General features: G+C 62.9%; 17 protein-coding genes. 6 read left to right on the plus strand and 11 right to left on the minus strand.

Annotation, left to right across the window (positions count from 1 at the left end):
• Positions 1-111: 111 nt before the first annotated feature.
• The 10 genes from ABWP89_RS03620 to ABWP89_RS03665 all read right to left on the minus strand — a co-directional run bounded on the left by ABWP89_RS03620 (position 112) and on the right by ABWP89_RS03665 (position 10,992).
• On the minus strand, positions 112-579 hold the full coding sequence (locus ABWP89_RS03620; RefSeq protein ID WP_353227301.1) for a DUF2269 family protein: 468 nt from the start codon (positions 577-579) through the stop codon (positions 112-114).
• A gap of 270 nt (positions 580-849) precedes the next feature.
• Entirely contained in the window at positions 850-1,626 is a 777-nt protein-coding gene (locus tag ABWP89_RS03625) for an SDR family NAD(P)-dependent oxidoreductase (protein ID WP_353227302.1), read from the minus strand.
• 179 nt (positions 1,627-1,805) lie between these two features.
• Entirely contained in the window at positions 1,806-2,603 is a 798-nt protein-coding gene (locus tag ABWP89_RS03630) for an SDR family NAD(P)-dependent oxidoreductase (protein ID WP_353227303.1), read from the minus strand.
• On the minus strand, positions 2,600-3,166 hold the full coding sequence (locus ABWP89_RS03635) for a carboxymuconolactone decarboxylase family protein (RefSeq protein WP_353227305.1): 567 nt from the start codon (positions 3,164-3,166) through the stop codon (positions 2,600-2,602). The genes ABWP89_RS03630 and ABWP89_RS03635 overlap by 4 nt, the downstream gene beginning before the upstream one ends.
• Positions 3,167-3,190: 24 nt before the next feature.
• Positions 3,191-3,970, minus strand: a complete 780-nt coding sequence (locus ABWP89_RS03640; RefSeq protein ID WP_353227307.1) for an SDR family NAD(P)-dependent oxidoreductase — start codon at positions 3,968-3,970, stop codon at positions 3,191-3,193.
• Positions 3,971-4,001: 31 nt separating this feature from the next.
• A complete protein-coding gene (locus ABWP89_RS03645; RefSeq protein WP_353227308.1) occupies positions 4,002-5,234 on the minus strand; it encodes an MFS transporter in 1,233 nt (410 codons plus the stop codon).
• Positions 5,231-5,710: a nuclear transport factor 2 family protein gene (locus ABWP89_RS03650; RefSeq protein ID WP_353227440.1), complete on the minus strand. Its 480-nt coding sequence runs from the start codon at positions 5,708-5,710 to the stop codon at positions 5,231-5,233. The genes ABWP89_RS03645 and ABWP89_RS03650 overlap by 4 nt, the downstream gene beginning before the upstream one ends.
• 178 nt (positions 5,711-5,888) lie before the next feature.
• Positions 5,889-6,749: an SDR family NAD(P)-dependent oxidoreductase gene (locus ABWP89_RS03655; protein WP_353227310.1), complete on the minus strand. Its 861-nt coding sequence runs from the start codon at positions 6,747-6,749 to the stop codon at positions 5,889-5,891.
• 181 nt (positions 6,750-6,930) lie between these two features.
• Positions 6,931-9,537, minus strand: a complete 2,607-nt coding sequence (locus tag ABWP89_RS03660) for a TonB-dependent receptor (protein ID WP_353227311.1) — start codon at positions 9,535-9,537, stop codon at positions 6,931-6,933.
• 375 nt (positions 9,538-9,912) lie between these two features.
• Positions 9,913-10,992, minus strand: coding sequence for a 3-ketosteroid-9-alpha-monooxygenase, oxygenase component (locus ABWP89_RS03665; protein WP_353227313.1), 1,080 nt, complete (start codon positions 10,990-10,992; stop codon positions 9,913-9,915).
• A gap of 191 nt (positions 10,993-11,183) precedes the next feature.
• Between ABWP89_RS03665 and ABWP89_RS03670 the strand changes: the two genes are divergently transcribed.
• From ABWP89_RS03670 to ABWP89_RS03685, 4 genes are all read left to right on the plus strand, one after another.
• Complete coding sequence (locus tag ABWP89_RS03670; protein ID WP_353227315.1) at positions 11,184-12,038, plus strand: LysR family transcriptional regulator; 855 nt, start codon at positions 11,184-11,186, stop codon at positions 12,036-12,038.
• Between the two features lie 106 nt (positions 12,039-12,144).
• Positions 12,145-12,531: a nuclear transport factor 2 family protein gene (locus ABWP89_RS03675; RefSeq protein ID WP_353227316.1), complete on the plus strand. Its 387-nt coding sequence runs from the start codon at positions 12,145-12,147 to the stop codon at positions 12,529-12,531.
• A 148-nt stretch (positions 12,532-12,679) separates the two neighbouring features.
• Positions 12,680-13,894 (plus strand): sulfotransferase family protein, encoded by a 1,215-nt coding sequence (locus ABWP89_RS03680; protein WP_353227317.1) that lies wholly within the window; start codon positions 12,680-12,682, stop codon positions 13,892-13,894.
• A 5-nt stretch (positions 13,895-13,899) separates the two neighbouring features.
• Positions 13,900-14,709, plus strand: coding sequence for a hypothetical protein (locus ABWP89_RS03685; protein WP_353227319.1), 810 nt, complete (start codon positions 13,900-13,902; stop codon positions 14,707-14,709).
• A 26-nt stretch (positions 14,710-14,735) separates the two neighbouring features.
• Here the strand turns inward: ABWP89_RS03685 and ABWP89_RS03690 are convergent, their stop codons facing one another.
• Positions 14,736-15,533, minus strand: a complete 798-nt coding sequence (locus ABWP89_RS03690) for a helix-turn-helix domain-containing protein (protein ID WP_353227320.1) — start codon at positions 15,531-15,533, stop codon at positions 14,736-14,738.
• A gap of 142 nt (positions 15,534-15,675) precedes the next feature.
• Between ABWP89_RS03690 and ABWP89_RS03695 the strand changes: the two genes are divergently transcribed.
• Both ABWP89_RS03695 and ABWP89_RS03700 read left to right on the plus strand, forming a co-directional pair.
• The gene (locus ABWP89_RS03695) at positions 15,676-17,418 is read left to right on the plus strand and encodes an N-acyl-D-amino-acid deacylase family protein (protein WP_353227322.1); all 1,743 of its coding nucleotides are present in this window, start codon (positions 15,676-15,678) and stop codon (positions 17,416-17,418) included.
• Between the two features lie 5 nt (positions 17,419-17,423).
• Complete coding sequence (locus ABWP89_RS03700; RefSeq protein WP_353227323.1) at positions 17,424-18,305, plus strand: hypothetical protein; 882 nt, start codon at positions 17,424-17,426, stop codon at positions 18,303-18,305.
• The last annotated feature ends 2 nt before the right edge of the window (positions 18,306-18,307 follow it).

Raw genomic sequence — 18,307 nt, forward strand, 5'->3', positions numbered from 1 at the left:
GCTCGCTGCGAATGCTTGGTGCGGTCGATTTCCGCCGGATCGCCAAACCGGCCGAGGAAGATGCGCCGGCCATGGACCTGTTCCATCGTGTCGCGCAGGCCGCCCCGCTGGTCAGGTAGGCTTCATGACCATTACCCACATCGCTGCGACCAGCGGCACCGTGGCAGCGACACCGACGACCAACCATGCCCGGCTGGCGACGCGGTATCCGTCCGGGATCGATCCGCCGTTTTTAAACTGGCGCGCCATGCGCGCCATCCGGATCTGGAGCGGTACAAGGATGCCGACCCACATGACCCCGGACACAAGAAACAGCGCCTGGCCAAGGACCAACCAGCGATCGGAAAGCAGATTCATCTGGCCGATGGCTGCAGCGCTGTACCCGCCAATGACCGTCAGGATCACACCCCAGAACGTCAGGCTCCAGTCGGTAATCGTAACGAGGCGTTGAGAGAAACCAACAATCACCGGATCCCCGCTTCTGTCTGCGAAGAATTTCCACATCGCACTCGCCGTGACGTTTCCCACCAGGACGACGATGCCGACAATATGAATAAATTTCGCCACTTCGTAAGTCATTGCGTGCATTGCCTTGATTGCGGTTTATTTCCAACATTCAACGTTGGGCACCCAAAATCGGCGTGCATTATCGGTTCGGTCCGGCGTCGATCAGGGCGCCCGATGGACCACCGTTTGCGATAGTTTGCAATGACTTCTACGGTCACGGGCAGGGTCCCATTCGGGCACCGATCCATATTGGCGGATTTGCCAAAACACCCGCCCCGCAATTTCGGTGGCCGCGCACACAAAGCCAGCCATAGGCTGAGCTTGGCAATTGCGCCGTGCCGCTCAGGCCCGCTGCGAATGCATGATGCCGCCATCCACCACGATCTCGGTGGCGGTGATATAGCTGGCTTCGTTTGACATCAGAAAGCGGATGGTGCGGCCGATTTCCGCCGGATCGCCAAAGCGGCCGAGGAAGATGCGGCGGCCATAGACCTGTTCCATCGTGTCGCGCATTTCGCCCAGAATGGGCGTGTCGATCATCCCTGGGCTCAGCGTGTTGATGCGGATGCCCGATGCGGCCAGTTCGTCGGCCATCGACCGGACCAGCGAAATCACCGCGCCCTTGGCGGCCGTGTAGATCGGGATCATGCCGACGCCAAAGGTCGCGTTGATCGAGGCGGTCGCCACGATGGCGCTGCCCGGATTGGCCTTCAGATCATCCATGAACGCCTGTGTCAGCAGCAGGATGGCGCGCACGTGCAGGGCAAAACCGGCGTCGAAATTGTCGGGCGTGACCCCGCCGATCCCGGTCTGCACCGCGGTCCCGGCGCAATGGACGATGCCGCCCACGCTGCCCAGCGCAGCGCGCGTGGCCAGCGCGGCTGGTGATACCGCCTGCGGATCGCGCAGATCGACCGCCTGGCCGATTGCGGCCACGCCATAATCGCTGGCGATTGCGGAGGCGGCGGCCATCGCGCCATCGGCATTGATGTCCCACAGCGCCACCGGGCGACCGACTGCCGCCAGCGCATGCGCGGCGGCCAGGCCGATGCCCGATGCGCCGCCGGTGATCACCACGCCGGTGCCCGGTTCACCCAAGCGGGCGGTATAGTCGGTCATTGCGGTAGTCTCCTGTACGGTTTGGCGATTGTATCGTTTGCAAATTTGTGACGCTCTAAAAGCCCCGCCCCTCAGTGGAGGGGTTGGGGAGGGGTGTCCGGCGGCTGCGATGGTGTGAATCACTCGGGCCTCGTAAACCCCCACCCAACCCTCCCCCTTAGGGGGAGGGCTTTTTAGATCTATTCCGGCCCCAGATCGGGGGCCCAGGGCACGCCGTTGATGTGGCCGCCGCCATCCACGAACAGCGTGTTGCCGGTCAGGTAGCGGGCATCTTCGCTGGCCAGGAAGGCGGCCACGCCGCCGATGTCAGCCTCCGGATCACCCATGCGGCCCATCGGGTTGGCGGCGGCGGCGCCGGCGGCAACCTCTGGCGCGATTTCGGCAAAGCGGCGGTAGGCGGCCGAAATCGCTGCCGGGCATATGACGTTGACGCAGATGCCGTGCCCTGCCCATTCGCGTGCCGCGGTGCGCGAATAGGCGCGCACCGCTTCCTTGGCGATGTTGTAATCGGCGCTGCCCATATGCGCGTTGACGCCGTTGAGCGAAGCCATGTTGATGACCCGGCCCCAACGCTTTGCCTTCATATGCGGCAGCGCGCGTTCCATCGCCCATTTGGTGGCAAACAGGCACATGCGCAGCGCGCCGTCGAACCGTTCATCGCTCTTGTGTTCGATCCGCGACGGGCCCTCGCCCGAATAGGCATTGTTGACGAGCACATCGACCGAGCCGAACGCATCGACGCAGGCATCGACCGCGGCAAACACCTGATCGCGCTGCGTAACGTCGCAGGCCACGAAGCGCGCCTGTCCGCCCAGGGCCACCAGTTCGGCCGCCACCGCGGCACCGCGCGTCGCATCAAAATCGGCGACGATCACCGCCGCCCCTTCGCGCACGAACCGCCGGGCAATGCCATGGCCGATGCCGTCGGCCGCACCGGTGATAACCGCCGCGCGGCCGGCCAATATGCCCGTGGTCATTGCGCCGGTTCCGAGGTCGCAAAGTTCATGCAGACTGTATCAAACCCCAGCACATGCGCCACCCGGCCCAGGCCGATCCACGCCGCCACGCAATGTGCCAGATCGACGATTTCGCCATCGGCATAGACGGCATGCATCCGCGTCCAGAACCGGGCATCGGCGCTCAGCACTTTGGGTTGTTCGGCAAAGCGTTCGGCGAATTCGATCGCCAGCCGTTCGCGTTCGGAAAACAGCGAGGAGGTCCGCCAGCGCGCGACATGCTCGTAAAACGCTTCGTCGGGCGCCGGGCCATTGTCTGTCACCATGCGCGCGGGGGTTTCGCCGCCGACGGAAAAAATCCCCGCCGCATCGCGCGCCGCACGAAAATCGCGGCAGATCATGCAGCCGTTGATCTGCGCGGTGCGCATCCGCGCGCCTTCGAATTCGCGCAACGACAGCCCGCTGTCGCGGTAGACCGCTTTGGAGAACTCCCCCGCGGCGGCCATGATCGTGGTAGCGTGGGTGCGGCTGGCATAGCCATAGGGATCATCCGCCTGCGCATTGGGAACGGTGATCTGGGCCATCGGATCGACTCCTGTTTTGGGGGATCAGACCCCGGGCGCGCCGGGGAAACCAAGGTAATAGGTGCCGGTGGTCATGCCGCCATCGACCACGATTTCCGCACCGTTGACGTAAGACGCATCATCGCTGGCCAGGAACAGGCTGGCGGCAGCGACTTCTTCCGGCCCGGCGATGCGTTGCAGCGGGACGTTGGCATAAGTCGGGTCAAGTTCGCTGCGCGCGCGGCCGTTGTGGTTGGACATGATCGTATCGACGCCGCCGGGGTGCACCGAATTGACGCGAATACCCTTGTGCCCCAATTCCATCGCCGCCACTTTGGTCAGCCCGCGCACGCCCCATTTGGACGAGGCATAGGCCACCAGGCTGTTGGCGCCCTTCATCCCGTCGACCGACGACAGGTTGATGATGGATCCGCGCCCGCGCGCGATCATCCCCGGCGCGACCGAGCGCACGCCCAGGAATTCGCCCACCAGATTGACGCCGAGCACGCGTTCGTAATCGGCCTTGGTGGTTTCCAGAATGCTTTTGAACATCAGGATGCCGGCGTTGTTGACCAGCACGTCGATCCCGCCGAACGCGGCCTCAACCGCGGCGATCACGCTGGTCCATTCGTCTTCATTGGTCACGTCCAGTTTCCAGAACCGTGCGTTGACGCCCAGTTCGGCGGCCAGCGCCTCACCCTGTTCGACCAGCACATCGGCGATTGCGACTTTCGCGCCTTCGGCCACGAAACGCCGGCTGGTCGCTTCGCCCATGCCGCGCGCGCCGCCGGTGATGATCGCCACTTTGCCATCGAGTTTGCCCATGTGTCTGGTCCTTTGTGTGTTGGTCAGATGATTATGCAGGCGCGGTTGGTGCGGTCGTGGCCGGCAGTCGCGCCATGATCAGAAACAGCAGCGTGATCGCGCCGCAGCCCAGCGCAATCGCCAGTGCGACCGCGCCATAGCCGCCAGTGCGGTCGTGGAGCACGCCGGCCAGCGGCGGCAGTCCGAAATTGAAGGGCAGCGTGACCAGCCCCAGCAAGCCCACCGTGCGCACCGCCGCGGTCAGCCCGAACCGTTCACCCACCAGCACATTGATCGACGGGAACACCCCTGCCCCGCCCGCGCCCAGCACGGCGGTCAGCAGCGCCATCGCGATCAGGCCATGCACGCTGAGAAGCCCCAGCCAGCCGAGCGCCGTGGTCGCCGCGATCAGCGCCAGCGTCGCCGGCGCGCCGATCCGCGCACACAGCAGCCCGGCGCCAAACGCGCCGGCAATGCTGGCCGTGCCCATCACTGACAGCAGCAGCGCCGCCGGCTGGCTAGCCAGGCCGGATTCGATCCCCAGCGCCACGATATGCGACGATGCGGCAATGCCAGAGGCGTGCAGCACCCCCGACCCGGTGGCGATAAACCAGAACAGCGGCCGCGTCAGCACCCGGCCTGCCGCCGCACCGGCCCGGGCGGCCGGTGCGGGCAGCACCATGCCATCTGGCGCATCGATGATCCCCCAGACAAATGGCAACAGCAGCACATGCATCGCCGCCAGCGTGACGAACAAGCCGGTCAGACCAAACCGCGTGAGCAGCGGCGTGACCATCAGCGGCACCAGCGCGATCAGCACCGGCATGTTGACGAATCCGATCGCCGGGCCGGGTTTGGGCTGAAACCAGCGTGCCGCCAGCACACTGGCCGGGAATGGCCCGAACATCGCCAGGCCAAACCCGATCGGCAGCGCATAGGCCAGCAGCACAACGGCAAAATTGGGCGCGAACGCCAGCATCAGATTGCCGCCGCCCGACAGCACCACGCCAGTCATCATGGTCGCGCGCAGGCCGATCCGCCCGATCATCCGCGCCGCAATCGGGGATCCGACACCCATCGCCAGCACCGCCAGTGCGATCCCCAGCGTGGCCAGGCCGCGCCCGACACCAAACTGCTGCTGAAAGGTCAGCACGATTACCCCGAACGACCCGAACGCCGATCCGATTGCCACGTTCTGGCAAAGAAACGCGCGCAGGGCCATGGCGTTGCGGCGCGGGTCGGGCGCGGTTGCCGCCCCGACCCCAGCCGCGATCAATCGACTCATGCCGGGATGCCGCCATCAGCCGGGGACAGGTCCGGCGCTGGCGCCATGTGCGGCACGTTGTGGGTATAGCCCATTTCTTCATAGCGTTCGGCGATGCGCCAGCCATCGGCAGTGCGCACCAGGCGATCACGATACCACAGCCCGATAAAGAACACCTGGTCATGGCCGGCATCATCGCGGTGGACCATCGGGTTGAACAGGATCGTGCGGCTGGTGGCGGTGTCGCCCGCCAGGTTCAGCTTGGTGGTGGCGACCATGTGCTGAAACATGGGAAAGCGTTCGAGCGCGCCCGGCAGCCACGCCTTGATTTCGGCAAAGCTGCCTTTCGCCCCGCCGGTTTCGGCATAGTCAATCTGCGCATCGGGGGTGAAAATGCCATCCAGCGCGTCCCAGTCGCGTTCATCGATGGCAAAGCTGTAGCGCGCAAAAAGATCCTGAATCTCCAGGCGGTCAGACATTTCCTGCAACGTCATCACAGGCATTCTCCCCATGCATTCGAAGCGCATTCACGCGTTGGATACGAATCCAGCCATCATAACGTGCGTTTCATATTTTTATGCGTAGGACAATGCCGGAAAATTGATCACATCGCAAGCGGGTCGCGATGGTTGAAAACGATGATCCCCCAACCGTCACCCACCATCCGCAACGCGTTTATCGGGCCGAACCAGACTGCGCGGCAAGTGCGGCATCGAATTGTGCGCTCAGGTCATGCACACCGCTGCGGTTGCCATAGTCGCTATCGTCCGGTCCGCCCGACAGCACGGTGTAAATGCCTGTGGTCCATCCCCCGTCCACCGCCAGTTCGGCCCCGCAGATATAGGATGCTTCGTCGCTGGCGAGGAACAGCGATGCCATCGCGACCTCATGCGGCCGGCCGGTCCGCTGCAGCGGCACCAGGCCAAACCCATCGTCAATCGCCTCTACCGGCGCGCCGGTGGGGTTGCCCATGGCGGTATAGACACCACCGGGATGAACCGAATTGACCCGCACACCGCGCGGCCCGAACTCCATCGCAGCCACTTTGGTCAGCCCGCGCACCCCCCACTTGCTGGCAGAGTACGCGGCATAGCCGTTCGCGCCGCGCATGCCATCCACCGACGAAATGTTCACGATCGCGCCGCGGCGGCGCCTGACCATGTCGCCGCCGACAATCTTCAGACCCAGAAAGGTGCCGACAAGATTGATGTCGAGCACCGATCGAAAATCGTCGACATCGCAATCGAGGATCGATGTGAACCGCATCACGGCGGCATTGTTGATGAGCACGTCCGGCGCACCAAAGCGATCGTGGGTGACGGCCAGCAGCGCCATCCATTCCGCCGCGTGTGCTACGTCGGTCGTGTGGAAAATCGCGGCGTCACCCAGTTCATCGGCCAGCGCCTGCCCTTCGTGGACCAGCACGTCCGCAATCACCACGCGCGCGCCCTGGTTCACAAAGGCGCGCACCGTTTCGGCGCCCATGCCACGTGCGCCGCCGGTGACGATCGCAATCTTGTCGTGAAGCCTGTCCATGAAACCTCTCGGCTGTGCCGAATGCGCCTGTCGTCACATCGGCGGTCGTGTTGCGATAGACTGACGGTGTCTGGAAACATCAACTCCGCATGGCAGGGCATGATCAAGACGATGCCTGCCATTCGAAAAAGGGCCGGACGCAAGGCCCGGCCCTTCTTTGCGATCGTCCTAGATCGGCCGTTTACCCGCCAAAGTTGTACTTCAGACGCACACCGAACATGCGGGGTTCGCCATAGATCACGCCCTGGGCACCGATCGTCTGGTACACCCCGGTGTTGCTGATGCGATAAGTCTTGTCCGCCAGGTTGGTTCCGAACACCGAGATATCCAGCGGCATCTGCAGGAAGTTCTTCCATTCGATGGTCGCGCTCAGCAGGCCATAGCTGGGCAGATGCACGCCTGGTTCATTCAGCGTGCCATCAGCGAAGCGTTCGGTAGAGAACGGCGCGGTTTCCTGCGCATCGCTCCAGGCATAGGAGCCATAGACGCTGACTTTGCCGACCTTTTCCGGCACCGGCAGTGTCACCCGGCCATAGACCGACAGGATGTTGGGCGACAGGTATTGCAACGGGCGGCAGCTCATGTCCGCCCCGGCAAAGGCTTTGGGCGAAGTGATCGAGGTTGCGGTGCAATCCCACACGCCGGAATTGGAATTGAATTTGAACGATTTGTAATGCGATTCAAGATGGCTGTAATTGCCGCCGAATTCAAAATAGCGCGACGGACGCACCATCCACTCGACCTCGACGCCCTTGATCACCGCTGACGCGTTGTTGAGCGTGATTGCACCATTACCGCCGGTGGCAAGGTTATAATCGCCCGCGGCGCGCTGAATATGGCTGTAATCCATATAGAAGCCGTTGACGTTGAACACGGTCGGCGCGCCGGCAATGGTATAGTTCGATTTGAAACCGGCTTCATAGTCGGTGACGCTTTCCGGGCCAAAGGTGCGCGTGTTTTCGAACACCGCATAGGAGTTAAAGCCCCCCGCCTTGTAGCCGCGCGTCACTTTGCCATAGACCATAACGTTGCGGTCGGGCCGGTAATCAAGCCCGATCGTCCAGTTCGGTGCAGAGGTGTTGAGCGTCGCGCCAAACTGGCAATCGGTCAGCGGATTGGTGGGGCGTGGGCCACCTTTCCACGAACAGCGGATGGGGTACTGGCCACCACCCGGCAGCGGAGCGTAGCTGTATGACGCCGCAGACCCCGACACGGTGTCCCAGGTATAGCGATAGCCGCCAGTCAGCCGCAGCCGGCTAAGCGCCGGGGCCAGCGCGCCCAGATCAAGCGTGAACTGACCATACAGGGCCTTTGACTTGTTGCTGACCGCGAACTGCGATGTGCCAAGCGGGCAGGCCGCCGGTGTGGCACCGGCGCAGACGTTGATCGCCCACGATTGCATGGTGCCGCCCGGGGTCTGGTTGAAATAGAACCCGCCAACAGCATACGTCAGTTTTTTGTCGAGCGCTGAGCCCTGCAATTGCAGTTCTTCGGTAAACTGTTTGTACCAGTCCTTTGGCGCAGTGCGACTTTCGACTGTCGTGCCGGTATCATAAAGCGGAACGTTCAGACCCGATGTTGACTGGCCGTAATATTGCTTCACCTCTGACCAGCTGACGATGTTGCGCAGTTTCAGCGATGTGTTCAGTTCAATTTCGGTGGTGTTGGTAATACCGCCCGTATAAAGTTTGGTGAAATCATCAACATCGTGGGCGGTCGCACGCACCCCCAGCGCCTGCTGCTTTGCAACGGCGTTGGTATAAATGCTGCAATTGGGCACCCCGGTGCCCGCACCGCAAAAGTTGTAGCTGGGATCAAGCGCACCAAGCGGGTAGGTAACATTGACGGTACCGCCCTCACCATTCGGGACAGGAAACGTGATCGGCCTGGTTGCAAGACCCTGCAGATACGTCAGGTTCACCGCGGCCCCGATCACCCCTGTGCCATTGCTGTGGGATTCGGTGTAGTACCCCAGGGTGTAGTTGGTCACGCCTTCGAACGGGTTCAGCCACAGGCCGATCCGGCCGGTGCGCCAATGCTGATCATCGCGGTCCTTGTTCCACACCACATCATGGGTAAAGCCATCGCGATCGCGTGAGGCACCGACCAGCCGCAGCCGGATCTTGTCATTGACCGGCAGGTTGATCACCGCTTCGGATTCAACCAGGCCATGACTGCCAAAGCCGCCCTGCACATGCCCTTCGAACTTGTTGGACGGTTTGGCCGGGGTCAGCAGGATTGCGCCGCCGGTGGTGTTGCGCCCGAACAGCGTGCCTTGCGCGCCTTCGAGCACCTGCAGGTTTTGCAAATCGACGAAATTGCCCGGGCCGCCCTGGCTCGACAGGGTATAGCCGGCGGGCAGCGGCACTTCGTTGAAATACATCACGACCGCCGGCGCGCCCTGGAACGAGGCGCTCTGCCCGCGGATCGACGGTGACTGCACATCGCGCGACGCCTGACCGTTGGGGGCGATCACCAGCGATGGCACCGATGCCTGCAGATCCTGCAACTGGGTCACGCCGCGTTCGGCAATGCTGGCGGCGGAGATCGCAGTCAGCGAGATCGGCACATCCTGCGCGCGTTCTTCGCGGCGGTTGGCAGTCACGATGATTTCCGGCGTGCCGGGCTGTTCAACAGCAGCAGCAGCAGCGGATTCGGCGGCCATGGCTACCTGTGGCACGGCGCCGGTCCACAGCACAGCGCCACCCAGCAAGGCCGCAACCAACGCGTTCCTGCGCCCGGCCGTGGCCTGTTGTCCCGAAAATCCCACGCGATCTGTGATCGTCATAATCTTGTCCCTCTCCCAAAAACCTGACTGCGCCTGCCCGTCGACGCGGGCCATCCAGTGCCGGGAGGGAAGGCGCGAACAACCGCTGGCGCATAGCGGGCGCCGTCGTGTCGTTTGGCAACTTCAATCATCCTCAGCCCGGATTGTTGTATTGTTGCGCACAGACTAGCAACTACGCAAATCACGCACAAGATGCAATTTGCATCGAACTTTGCGTAAGGGCATCGGAATGGCTTTTGACATTTTCGGTCTGGTAGACGGCGCAACACACTTTCGCCGGACCCGCACGCACGGGGGACCGGCGCCTGCCCCGCGCAGGCGGATCGCGCCTTTAAAATCCAGTGGTTTGCGCCCCGCCCCGCCCCGCCCTGCCCGTCAGGCGGCGCGCGCGCCTGGTCGTTTGTCCAGCGTTACGGTCAGGCCGTTGACGCGGTCCTGAAATTCGCCAACCCGGTCGCGCGGGTTATAGAACTGCCGATACCACGTGCGCACTTTGCCATAGGGGCCGTCGGCCGGGATCGCCAGCGGGCTGATGCAGGCGCGCTTGTTGGCCCAGATTTCCACATCCTGGGCAAAGGCCAGCCGGCTTCCTTCCTGATACATCAGCGCGTTGGCGCGGTCTTCGGCAGTGGTTTCGCGCGAACCGTCGTGCACCTTGACCATCAGCGCGTGCCACGAACGGCTGACGCCGTCTTCGACCGGGGTGTTGGCGATCATGATGAAGCTGTCAAACGCCCCGGCCATGGCCGATTGCAGAAAGCCCGGCCCTTCGTACCAGGTATCCAGCACCAGCTGATCACCCTCTGCCGCGGTCAGCGTGCGATGGCCCGCGCTATAATACTGGTGCACGGCATTGCCCATGAACTCATTGGCAAAATACTGCCAGTCCTTGGCGCCGTGGATCGGGATGAAGTGGCCGAAATCGGCCATGTTGTCGACAATTTCGATGCCGTGGCAATTGAGATCGCCCATAAAGTCGATCTTCCATTCCACCCACCCCGGTTCGCCGTAATGGCCGCCGAAATGGGCCAGTTCGACATCGGGTTCCAACCCTTCGGGATCGTGCCACATCCAGATGATCCCGGCGCGTTCGATCACCGGATAGGTCTGCAACCTGGCCGCCTTGGGAATGAAATCGGAATAGGGGATGTGGTTGCACGCGCCATCGGTGCCAAAGCGCCAGCCGTGAAACGGGCAGCGAATCGATTCGCCCTCAACATGTTCGCCGTCGCGCACGATGTAGGACGTGGTGTTCCTGGCCAGGTGCGCGCCCATGTGCGGGCAATATGCGTCGACCACATAGGCGGTGCCGCTTTCCCCGCGATAGAGCACCAGATCCTTGCCGAAATAGCGGATCGGTGCAGGCACGCGGGTCGCATCGCCAGCCGGGCCGATCATGAACCAGCCGCGCGGAAAATCGAAATCGCCCAAGGCATAATCGCGAGAAGTTGCCATATTGCATCAGCTCCTGTCCGGGCCACCCCGGTTTACCCAAACGTTGCGTTACCGGCCGCATGCCACCCCCGTTTTCGCAAAAACCGTTACGGGGGCATGGTATGGGCGGCGCAATTCGGCATCTTGTACGGCGGATGACGCTTGTTTGCGAAGATATTTGCATTGCACACCATTTGTGCAAAAATGCACGGATGGTGCAGTGGTCTGATCTCGAAGTGTTTCTGGCCGCGGTTCGCACCGGGTCCTACACCGCTGCCGGGCGCGAGCTTGGCGTCAACCGCACCACCGTCGGTCGGCGGATTGACGCGCTGGAACAGGCGCTGGGTGTGGCCTTGTTCGACTATTCCGCCGCTGGCCCCGCCCCCACCCGTGCGGGTGCGCGGGTGCTGGCCGCTGCCGCCGCGATCGAACGCGAAATCTTTGCCATGGACGGCGACATCGGCACCGGCCGCCAGCACGGATCACCGATCCGGATTGCCGGAACGGCCGGCATTGTCAGCGAATTTCTGGCCGAGATCGCGCACGTGCGGCGCGACCATCCCGATTGCCCGATCGAGGTGCTGGACGTGCTTGACCCGATCGAGGCACTGAACCACCGCCGCTGCGATCTGGCGGTGGCGCTGCTGCGATCGCCGCCCTTGCGGTTTGCCGGGCGGCAGATCGCGCTGCTGCAACAGGCGCCCTATGGCAAACGGGGCGCAGGCGCGCTCGACCCGCTGGGGTGGGGGCTGGATTTCGATGCAGCATTGTCTGGCGCACCGTGGGCAACGGCCAATCCTGCGGGGGAAGCGGCGCTGGCGGCTGGCCTGGTCACCTGCAATTCGTGGCCGCAGCTGAAACAGGCGGTGGTGGCGGGCCTGGGCCGGGCGTATCTGTGGTGCTTTGCCGGGGATGCGGACCCCGCCCTGGAACGCCTGGCCGCGCCCGACCCCCGGCACGATTCGCCGCTGTGGCTGCTGCATCGCGCGAAAGCACCGCCAGGGCCGGCGCTGCTGCGGCTGATCGATGCGCTGGAAACGGCGATTGCGGATCGCATCGCGGCGTGAACCGCGCTAATTTTGGCAGGCACGCCATATGCTGCGCGAATCATGGTGCACAATCGCCTGTGCGCTTACGCAATGCGCCTATGCGGTTGCGCAATGAAGGGGCGTCATGACGAATACGGTCGCACGCGCAGTGATGGAGGCAACGCTGGGCGCCTATGTCGCACGGATCAACGCCGGCGATGCAGCAGGCGTGCTGGCGCTGTTTGCGCCCGGCGCGGTGATCGAGGACCCGATCGGCAGCGCGATCAAGACCGGCGCACAGTTGGGCCCATGGTTTGCCGATACCGTTGCGTTTGACACCGTGATCACCCCGGTCACCCCCATTCGCGGCAGCCATGGCGATGAAGCGCTGCTGGTGTTCGATGTCGCGTTCACCCCGCCCGCATCGCCGCGCCTGCGCCTGCGCAGCGCCGATGCCTTTCGCCTGACGCCCGATGGCCTGATCGTATCGTTGCGCGCCTTTTGGGGCCCCGACGACCTGGAACCGGCCTGAACGACTGGTCTGCCAACGGCGCAGAATTTTACGCAATTGGTGTTTGCATGCGACAAACAACAGTGCCATAAAATCGCCAATTGCGCATAAGATTGTCATATTGGCTACGCAAACGGCCTGAGGCAGCGCGAGGGAGACGATAACCGCAATGACCCTGCAACCCACCGACGCGACCGCCGAAACCACGGCCAGACCCACGGTGTATCCGCAATTCGTGCGCGACGACCTGCTGGCGGCCGCGCGGGACCGCACCGGCCTGTCCGATTTTGGCGACCTGTGGTTTGTGGAACCGATGGACCAGTACATCGCCGCGGCCAACACCCAGGCTTTGCTGACGCCAGAGGGCTTTGCCGGGCAGACCGAAGTCATCGTCAAGGGTCTGGCCAGCCGGCTGCGCATGATTGACGACATCCGGCAGCACCCGGAAATTCTGGATGAACAGGTTGAAGTCGCAGGAATCATCCTGGGCCTGCCGCGCACCGGCAGCACGATTTTTCACCGGCTGCTGGCCAGTGCGCCGGGCATGACCGCCATCCGCTGGTTCGAAGCGCAGAATTTTGCGCCGTTTCCCGATGAAGAGCCAGGCAATCCCGCGGGCCGGCGCGCCTATGCCGAGGCGATGATCAATGGCTGGCTGCAGCTGTCGCCCGAATTGGCATCGATCCACCCGCTCGATCCCGAAGCGCCGGACGAGGAAATCCTGATCATCGGTCAACTGTTCGTATCGACCATGGTCGAAGCGATGACCTTCGTTCCGGACTTTGCCGCTTGGCTCGATACCTATGACCAGTCGCACGGGCACGAAGATCTGAAGACCATCCTGAAATACCTGCAATGGCAGGACCCGGCGCGCCGTGGGTGCAAATGGGTGCTGAAAAGCCCGTCGAACCTTGCCTATACCGATCTGGCAGCGCAGGCCTTTCCCGATGCGGTGCTGATCATGACCCATCGTGACCCGCTGGATGTGGTGCCCAGCTACATTTCGATGGAATGCGCGCTCTACAAGCTCAATTCGCACCATTCCGATGCGGAGGTCGCCGGGTTCTGGTTTCCGCGGCTGGTCGGCTGGATGAACAGCTTTATGGCGGCGCGCGAGCGGATTGGCGAAGACCGCTTTATCGACATCGATTATCGCGAAGTCGCGCGCGAACCGCTGCGCCAGGCCGAACGCGTGCTGGCGCGCATGGGCATCCCGATCGACGCACAGATTGAGGCGGCGCTGGCCGAATTCATGGCCGGCAACACGCGCGAACAGCGGCCGGTCCATGCCTATTCGCTCGATCGGTTCGGTCTGGACGAGGCGACGATTGCCGATGCCTTTGCCACCTACCGCGAACGCTATATCCTGGGCACGGCGGGATAAACGGCATGTCGGACAGCATCGCCACCACATCACGCACCACATCACGCTGGCTCAACGATCCGGGCATGCGCGACTATGTCAGCAGCGTCAGCCTGCGCCGCAACGACCCCGACCGCAACCTGCTGGACGAGCTGCCGGCGATGGTCGCCAGCGTCGACGCGGTGCGCGACCGTGACGCGGTTGACCGGTTGATCCAGCAGGAGCGGCGCACCAACAAGGCGCTCGATCGCTGGTTCGATGACCGCTTCATTTCCACGTATACCCTGGCCGATCTGGGCCGCCATGGCCCGGGATCGCTGGGGCGCCTGTTGCACGACCACATGGTCGCGCTGGATCTGACGCTGGAATTGCTGCCGCAACGCCAGGCCGATCCGTCATGGGCGCCGCACAGCGATCTTGATTATTTCACTTTGCGCACCGGGCAGACGCACGATTTCGACCACCTGATCGGCGAATCCGGGTTTGACGTGATTGGCGAGTTGTTTCCGGCGGGGCTGCGTACTGGCAACATGTTTGCGCATGTTTCACCGGAACTGGCCGGCGCGCTGCTGACCACGCACACGTTCGTGACGTTTCCGTGGATGATGCGCACCATCCTGCATTATCCGGCGGCGTGGCCCGCGCTGTGGGACAATTTCAGCCACGGCCACGCGGTCGGCACGGCATCGGCCTGTTTGTTTACCGTGCGGTGGGAAGACGTGCTGCACCTGACCCCGGCAGAGGCGCGGCGCGAATTGGGCGTGCGCGGGTTTACCGGCGCGCGTGACAACCGCGCCGCCAGCCTGGTGTTTGGCGAAGGGCGGCTGATCATCTGATGGCGTGTGGTCGATCGCCCTGCCGGTCAGCCCGCGGCCGCGACCCGATCGTCGCTGTCGTCCGCGTCGCCATCGCGAAACCCGGTGCTGCTGGCGCGACGCACGGGCGTCATGTCGAGATCGCGCATCACCATCAACAGCCCGTACCACGCGCGGTCCAGCACCGCGTTTTCACGGTCACGGTCGGCCAGCGCCTGCACCTCCAGCCGATAGCGTTCCTGCATTTCCGCCAGTTGCGCCGCGCCGACGCGCGACAGTTTCAGCACTTCGGACACAAAGCAGGTGGCCGGATCGCCATAGTCGAGTTCAAAGAACGCGGCCTTCATATGCCGGTCAAACAGGCTGCGCAGCGGCAATTTGCGGAACACCAGCCCGCGATCGACCAGCGCGCGCACCCGGCCGCCGCGCAGCCGGTCGATCAGCGCCAGCCGTTCCAGCCGCGCCAGCGACGCATCCATGGTGCGCTGGGGAATGGCAAAGTCAGTGGCGATCTCGTCCGGCGGCACCCCGTTGAGCAGTGCCATGAACAGGAACGACAAAAAGATATTGGTCGACAACGCCTTTTCCTGCGCCAGCGTCAATTCGTGCGCCAGGCCGCTGGGCGCGTCTTCGGCTTCGCGCGCCAGTTCGCCCAGCGTCTTGCCGGCCAGCCTGGCCATCACATCCAGCCGGTCGAGCGTAACCCCTTTGCCCGCCAGCCAGCGTTTGGCCGTCGCCTCACCAATCGACAGTTCGCGCGCCAGGCGCGGCACCGTCCAGCCATCCTGTCGCAGGTGGCGCCGAAGCACGGCCAGCATGGCCGAGGAAGTGGATTCGTATCGCATGACGATCTGTACAAGATAACGAAATGATCCGCTTGGCAAGCGCCCCCTTCGCCTTGGTTATGCTGCAGCCTATGTTGCAGCTGGATTTTGCCGCGTTGTGTGCCCGCACACCACAGACGGTAATGACATTGGGAGAGACAACATGACTGATATCCTTATCCGCAATGGCACGGTCGTCGATGGCACAGGTGCCCCGGCCTACAAAGCCGACGTGCGCGTGAACGGCGGCGTCATTACCGAAGTGGGCGCGGGCCTGACCTCAACCGGAGAGCGCGTGTTTGACGCCGACGGCTGTTTTGTGACCCCCGGCTTTATCGAAAGCCACACCCATTATGACGGCACGATGTGGTGGCAGAACAATCTGGACCCGCTGCCGGGCTATGGCGCGACGACGATGATCCTGGGCAATTGCGGTTTTTCGACCGCGCCGCTGCACCGGTTCATGCCGGCACAGCGCGAAATGGTCGGGATCTTTTCGTTTTTTGAAGACATTCCCGAAGGTCCGTTCCTGCAAAACCTGCCGTGGGACTGGAACCTGTGGTCGGAATACCGCGCGTCGGTCGAACGCAACGTGCGCGTGCCGCTGAATTACGCCGCCTATGTCGGCCATATCGCCATCCGCCTGGCCGCGATGGGCGTGGAGGCATGGGACCGTGCGGCAACCCCGGCCGAAATCGCGCGCATGGCCGATCTGCTGGATGATGCGCTGGCGGCGGGTGCGCTGGGCATGTCGGACAACATGCATGATCACGACGGGCAGAACCGCCCGGTGCCGACCCTGCAGGCCGATGATGCCGAATTCGAAGCGCTGTTTGCGGTGATGGAACGCTATCCCGGCAGCTGTTACCAGGTGATTGTCGATACGTTCATGCGCATGACCGGACCGGCCAATCTGGAACGGCTGTCACGCCTGCTGGCCGGGCGGCCGATCAAGGTGCAGATTGCCGGCGCCATCCCGACGCTGGAATTCCAGAAGGGCATCCTGCCGGCAATGCAGGAAAGCGTGCGCAAGATGCGCGCGGCGGGTGTCGATGTGTGGCCTGGGTTTGCCCATGTATCGCCAACTTCGACGCTCAGCCTGATCAAATCGCTGATCTTTGCGCAATCGAACGACTATGTCTGGCACGAAGTGGTGCTGGCCGACGATCACGCGCAAAAGGCGGCGCTGCTGGCCGATCCCGACTGGCGTGCGCGTGCGCGCGAAAGCTGGGACACCCTGGCCTGGGGCCATTCACCGCTGAAAAACCCGCAGGAGCTGTATTTGCTCGACAGCGAAAACGGCGCCGGCCCGGTCGGCATCACGCTGAAGGAATACGCCGACAGCCTGGGCCTGCACCGATCCGACGCCATGGCCGACTGGATTCTGAAAAACGGCACGCGTTCGACCGTGCATATGGCCCCGTTTCCCAAGGATGAGGCGCTGACGCTGGAACTGATGCGCGATCCGCGCACCGTGGGCAACATTTCGGACGCCGGCGCGCATTTGCAGATGCTGTGTGGCGGCGGCGAAAACGCGCTGTTGCTGACCAAATATGTGCGTGATGAAAAGGTGATGACGCTGGAAGAGGCGGTGCACGTGATGACCGGCAAGCTGGCCGGGCATTTCAACCTGACCGACCGCGGCGAAATCGCGGTGGGCAAGCGCGGTGATATCGCGGTGTTCAACCTGGACGAAGTGCAGCGGCGCGAAATGGAAAAGGCGTTTGACGTGCCCGACGGGCGCGGCGGCACCACCTGGCGGTTTACGCGCAAAGCCATGCCCACCCGGCTGACGCTGGTGAACGGCGTACCGACCTTTGAAAATGGCGCCTGGACCGGCGCCACACCGGGCGAATTCCTATCGCCTGCCAATGAAAACATCAGCCTTGCGATTGCAGCGGAGTAAACACCATGACGGAAGTAAAAGTCGGCGAAAGCGAACGCGCCTATTTCAACGGCGGGATCAAGACCATTGAAACCACCAGTTCGACACTGGTCAGTTCATCAAAATACCTTAACAATCCGGAATTGCGGAACCTGATTTCGCAGGAAATGCTGCGCCGCAACGGGCCGGATATGCCCAACACCGCGTACATTCCGGAAGTCGCGCAGATCCTGATCATGCTGGAAGATTTTCCGGAAATCATGGGGCTGTTCGAAAGCGAAAAGGCCCGCCTGCCAAAGTTTCGTGAATGGCTGGACAAGCGCCAGCTGGCCGATTTCAAAAAGGATGAGGTCAAGCATTGCGCGCCCGGCACGCTGGGCGCCGCGCTGTATGATTTCATGGTCAGCAGCGGTTATGAGCTGGATATCTTTTACCGCGAAATCCAGGTGGTAAACGATCTGACATTCTATCTGCGGCAGACCGCGCTGACCCACGACATCGAACACATGGTGTCGGGCTTTGGCCCCAACCATGGTGGCGAACTGGCGCTGATCAACGCCAACATGCATGCCAAAGTGCGCTATTTCGTGCCGGGCATGGCCGCGTTTTTCAACCGTGTGGCGATCTATCTGAAAGCCAAGACGATCATGAAGGACGGGCTGCACTATCCCGAAGCGATGGCGCTGAACCTTGAAGCGGAATACCAGGGCGCGATCCAGGGCCGCAACTGGAAATACCCGATGATGCTGGCCCCCTGGCGCGACTGGGTGGACCGGCAGATCACCGATATCCGCGAAGAACTGGGCGTCACGCCGGTGCCGCAGGACGGACTGTGGGCCGATACCAACCGGCTGTGCAACGAAGACGACCCGCATTGGGGCGAACCGCTGCTTGAAGCGGCGGAATGATG

The sequence above is a fragment of the Novosphingobium sp. genome, from assembly GCF_040398825.1.
In the GTDB taxonomy this organism is placed as follows: Bacteria; Pseudomonadota; Alphaproteobacteria; order Sphingomonadales; family Sphingomonadaceae; genus Novosphingobium.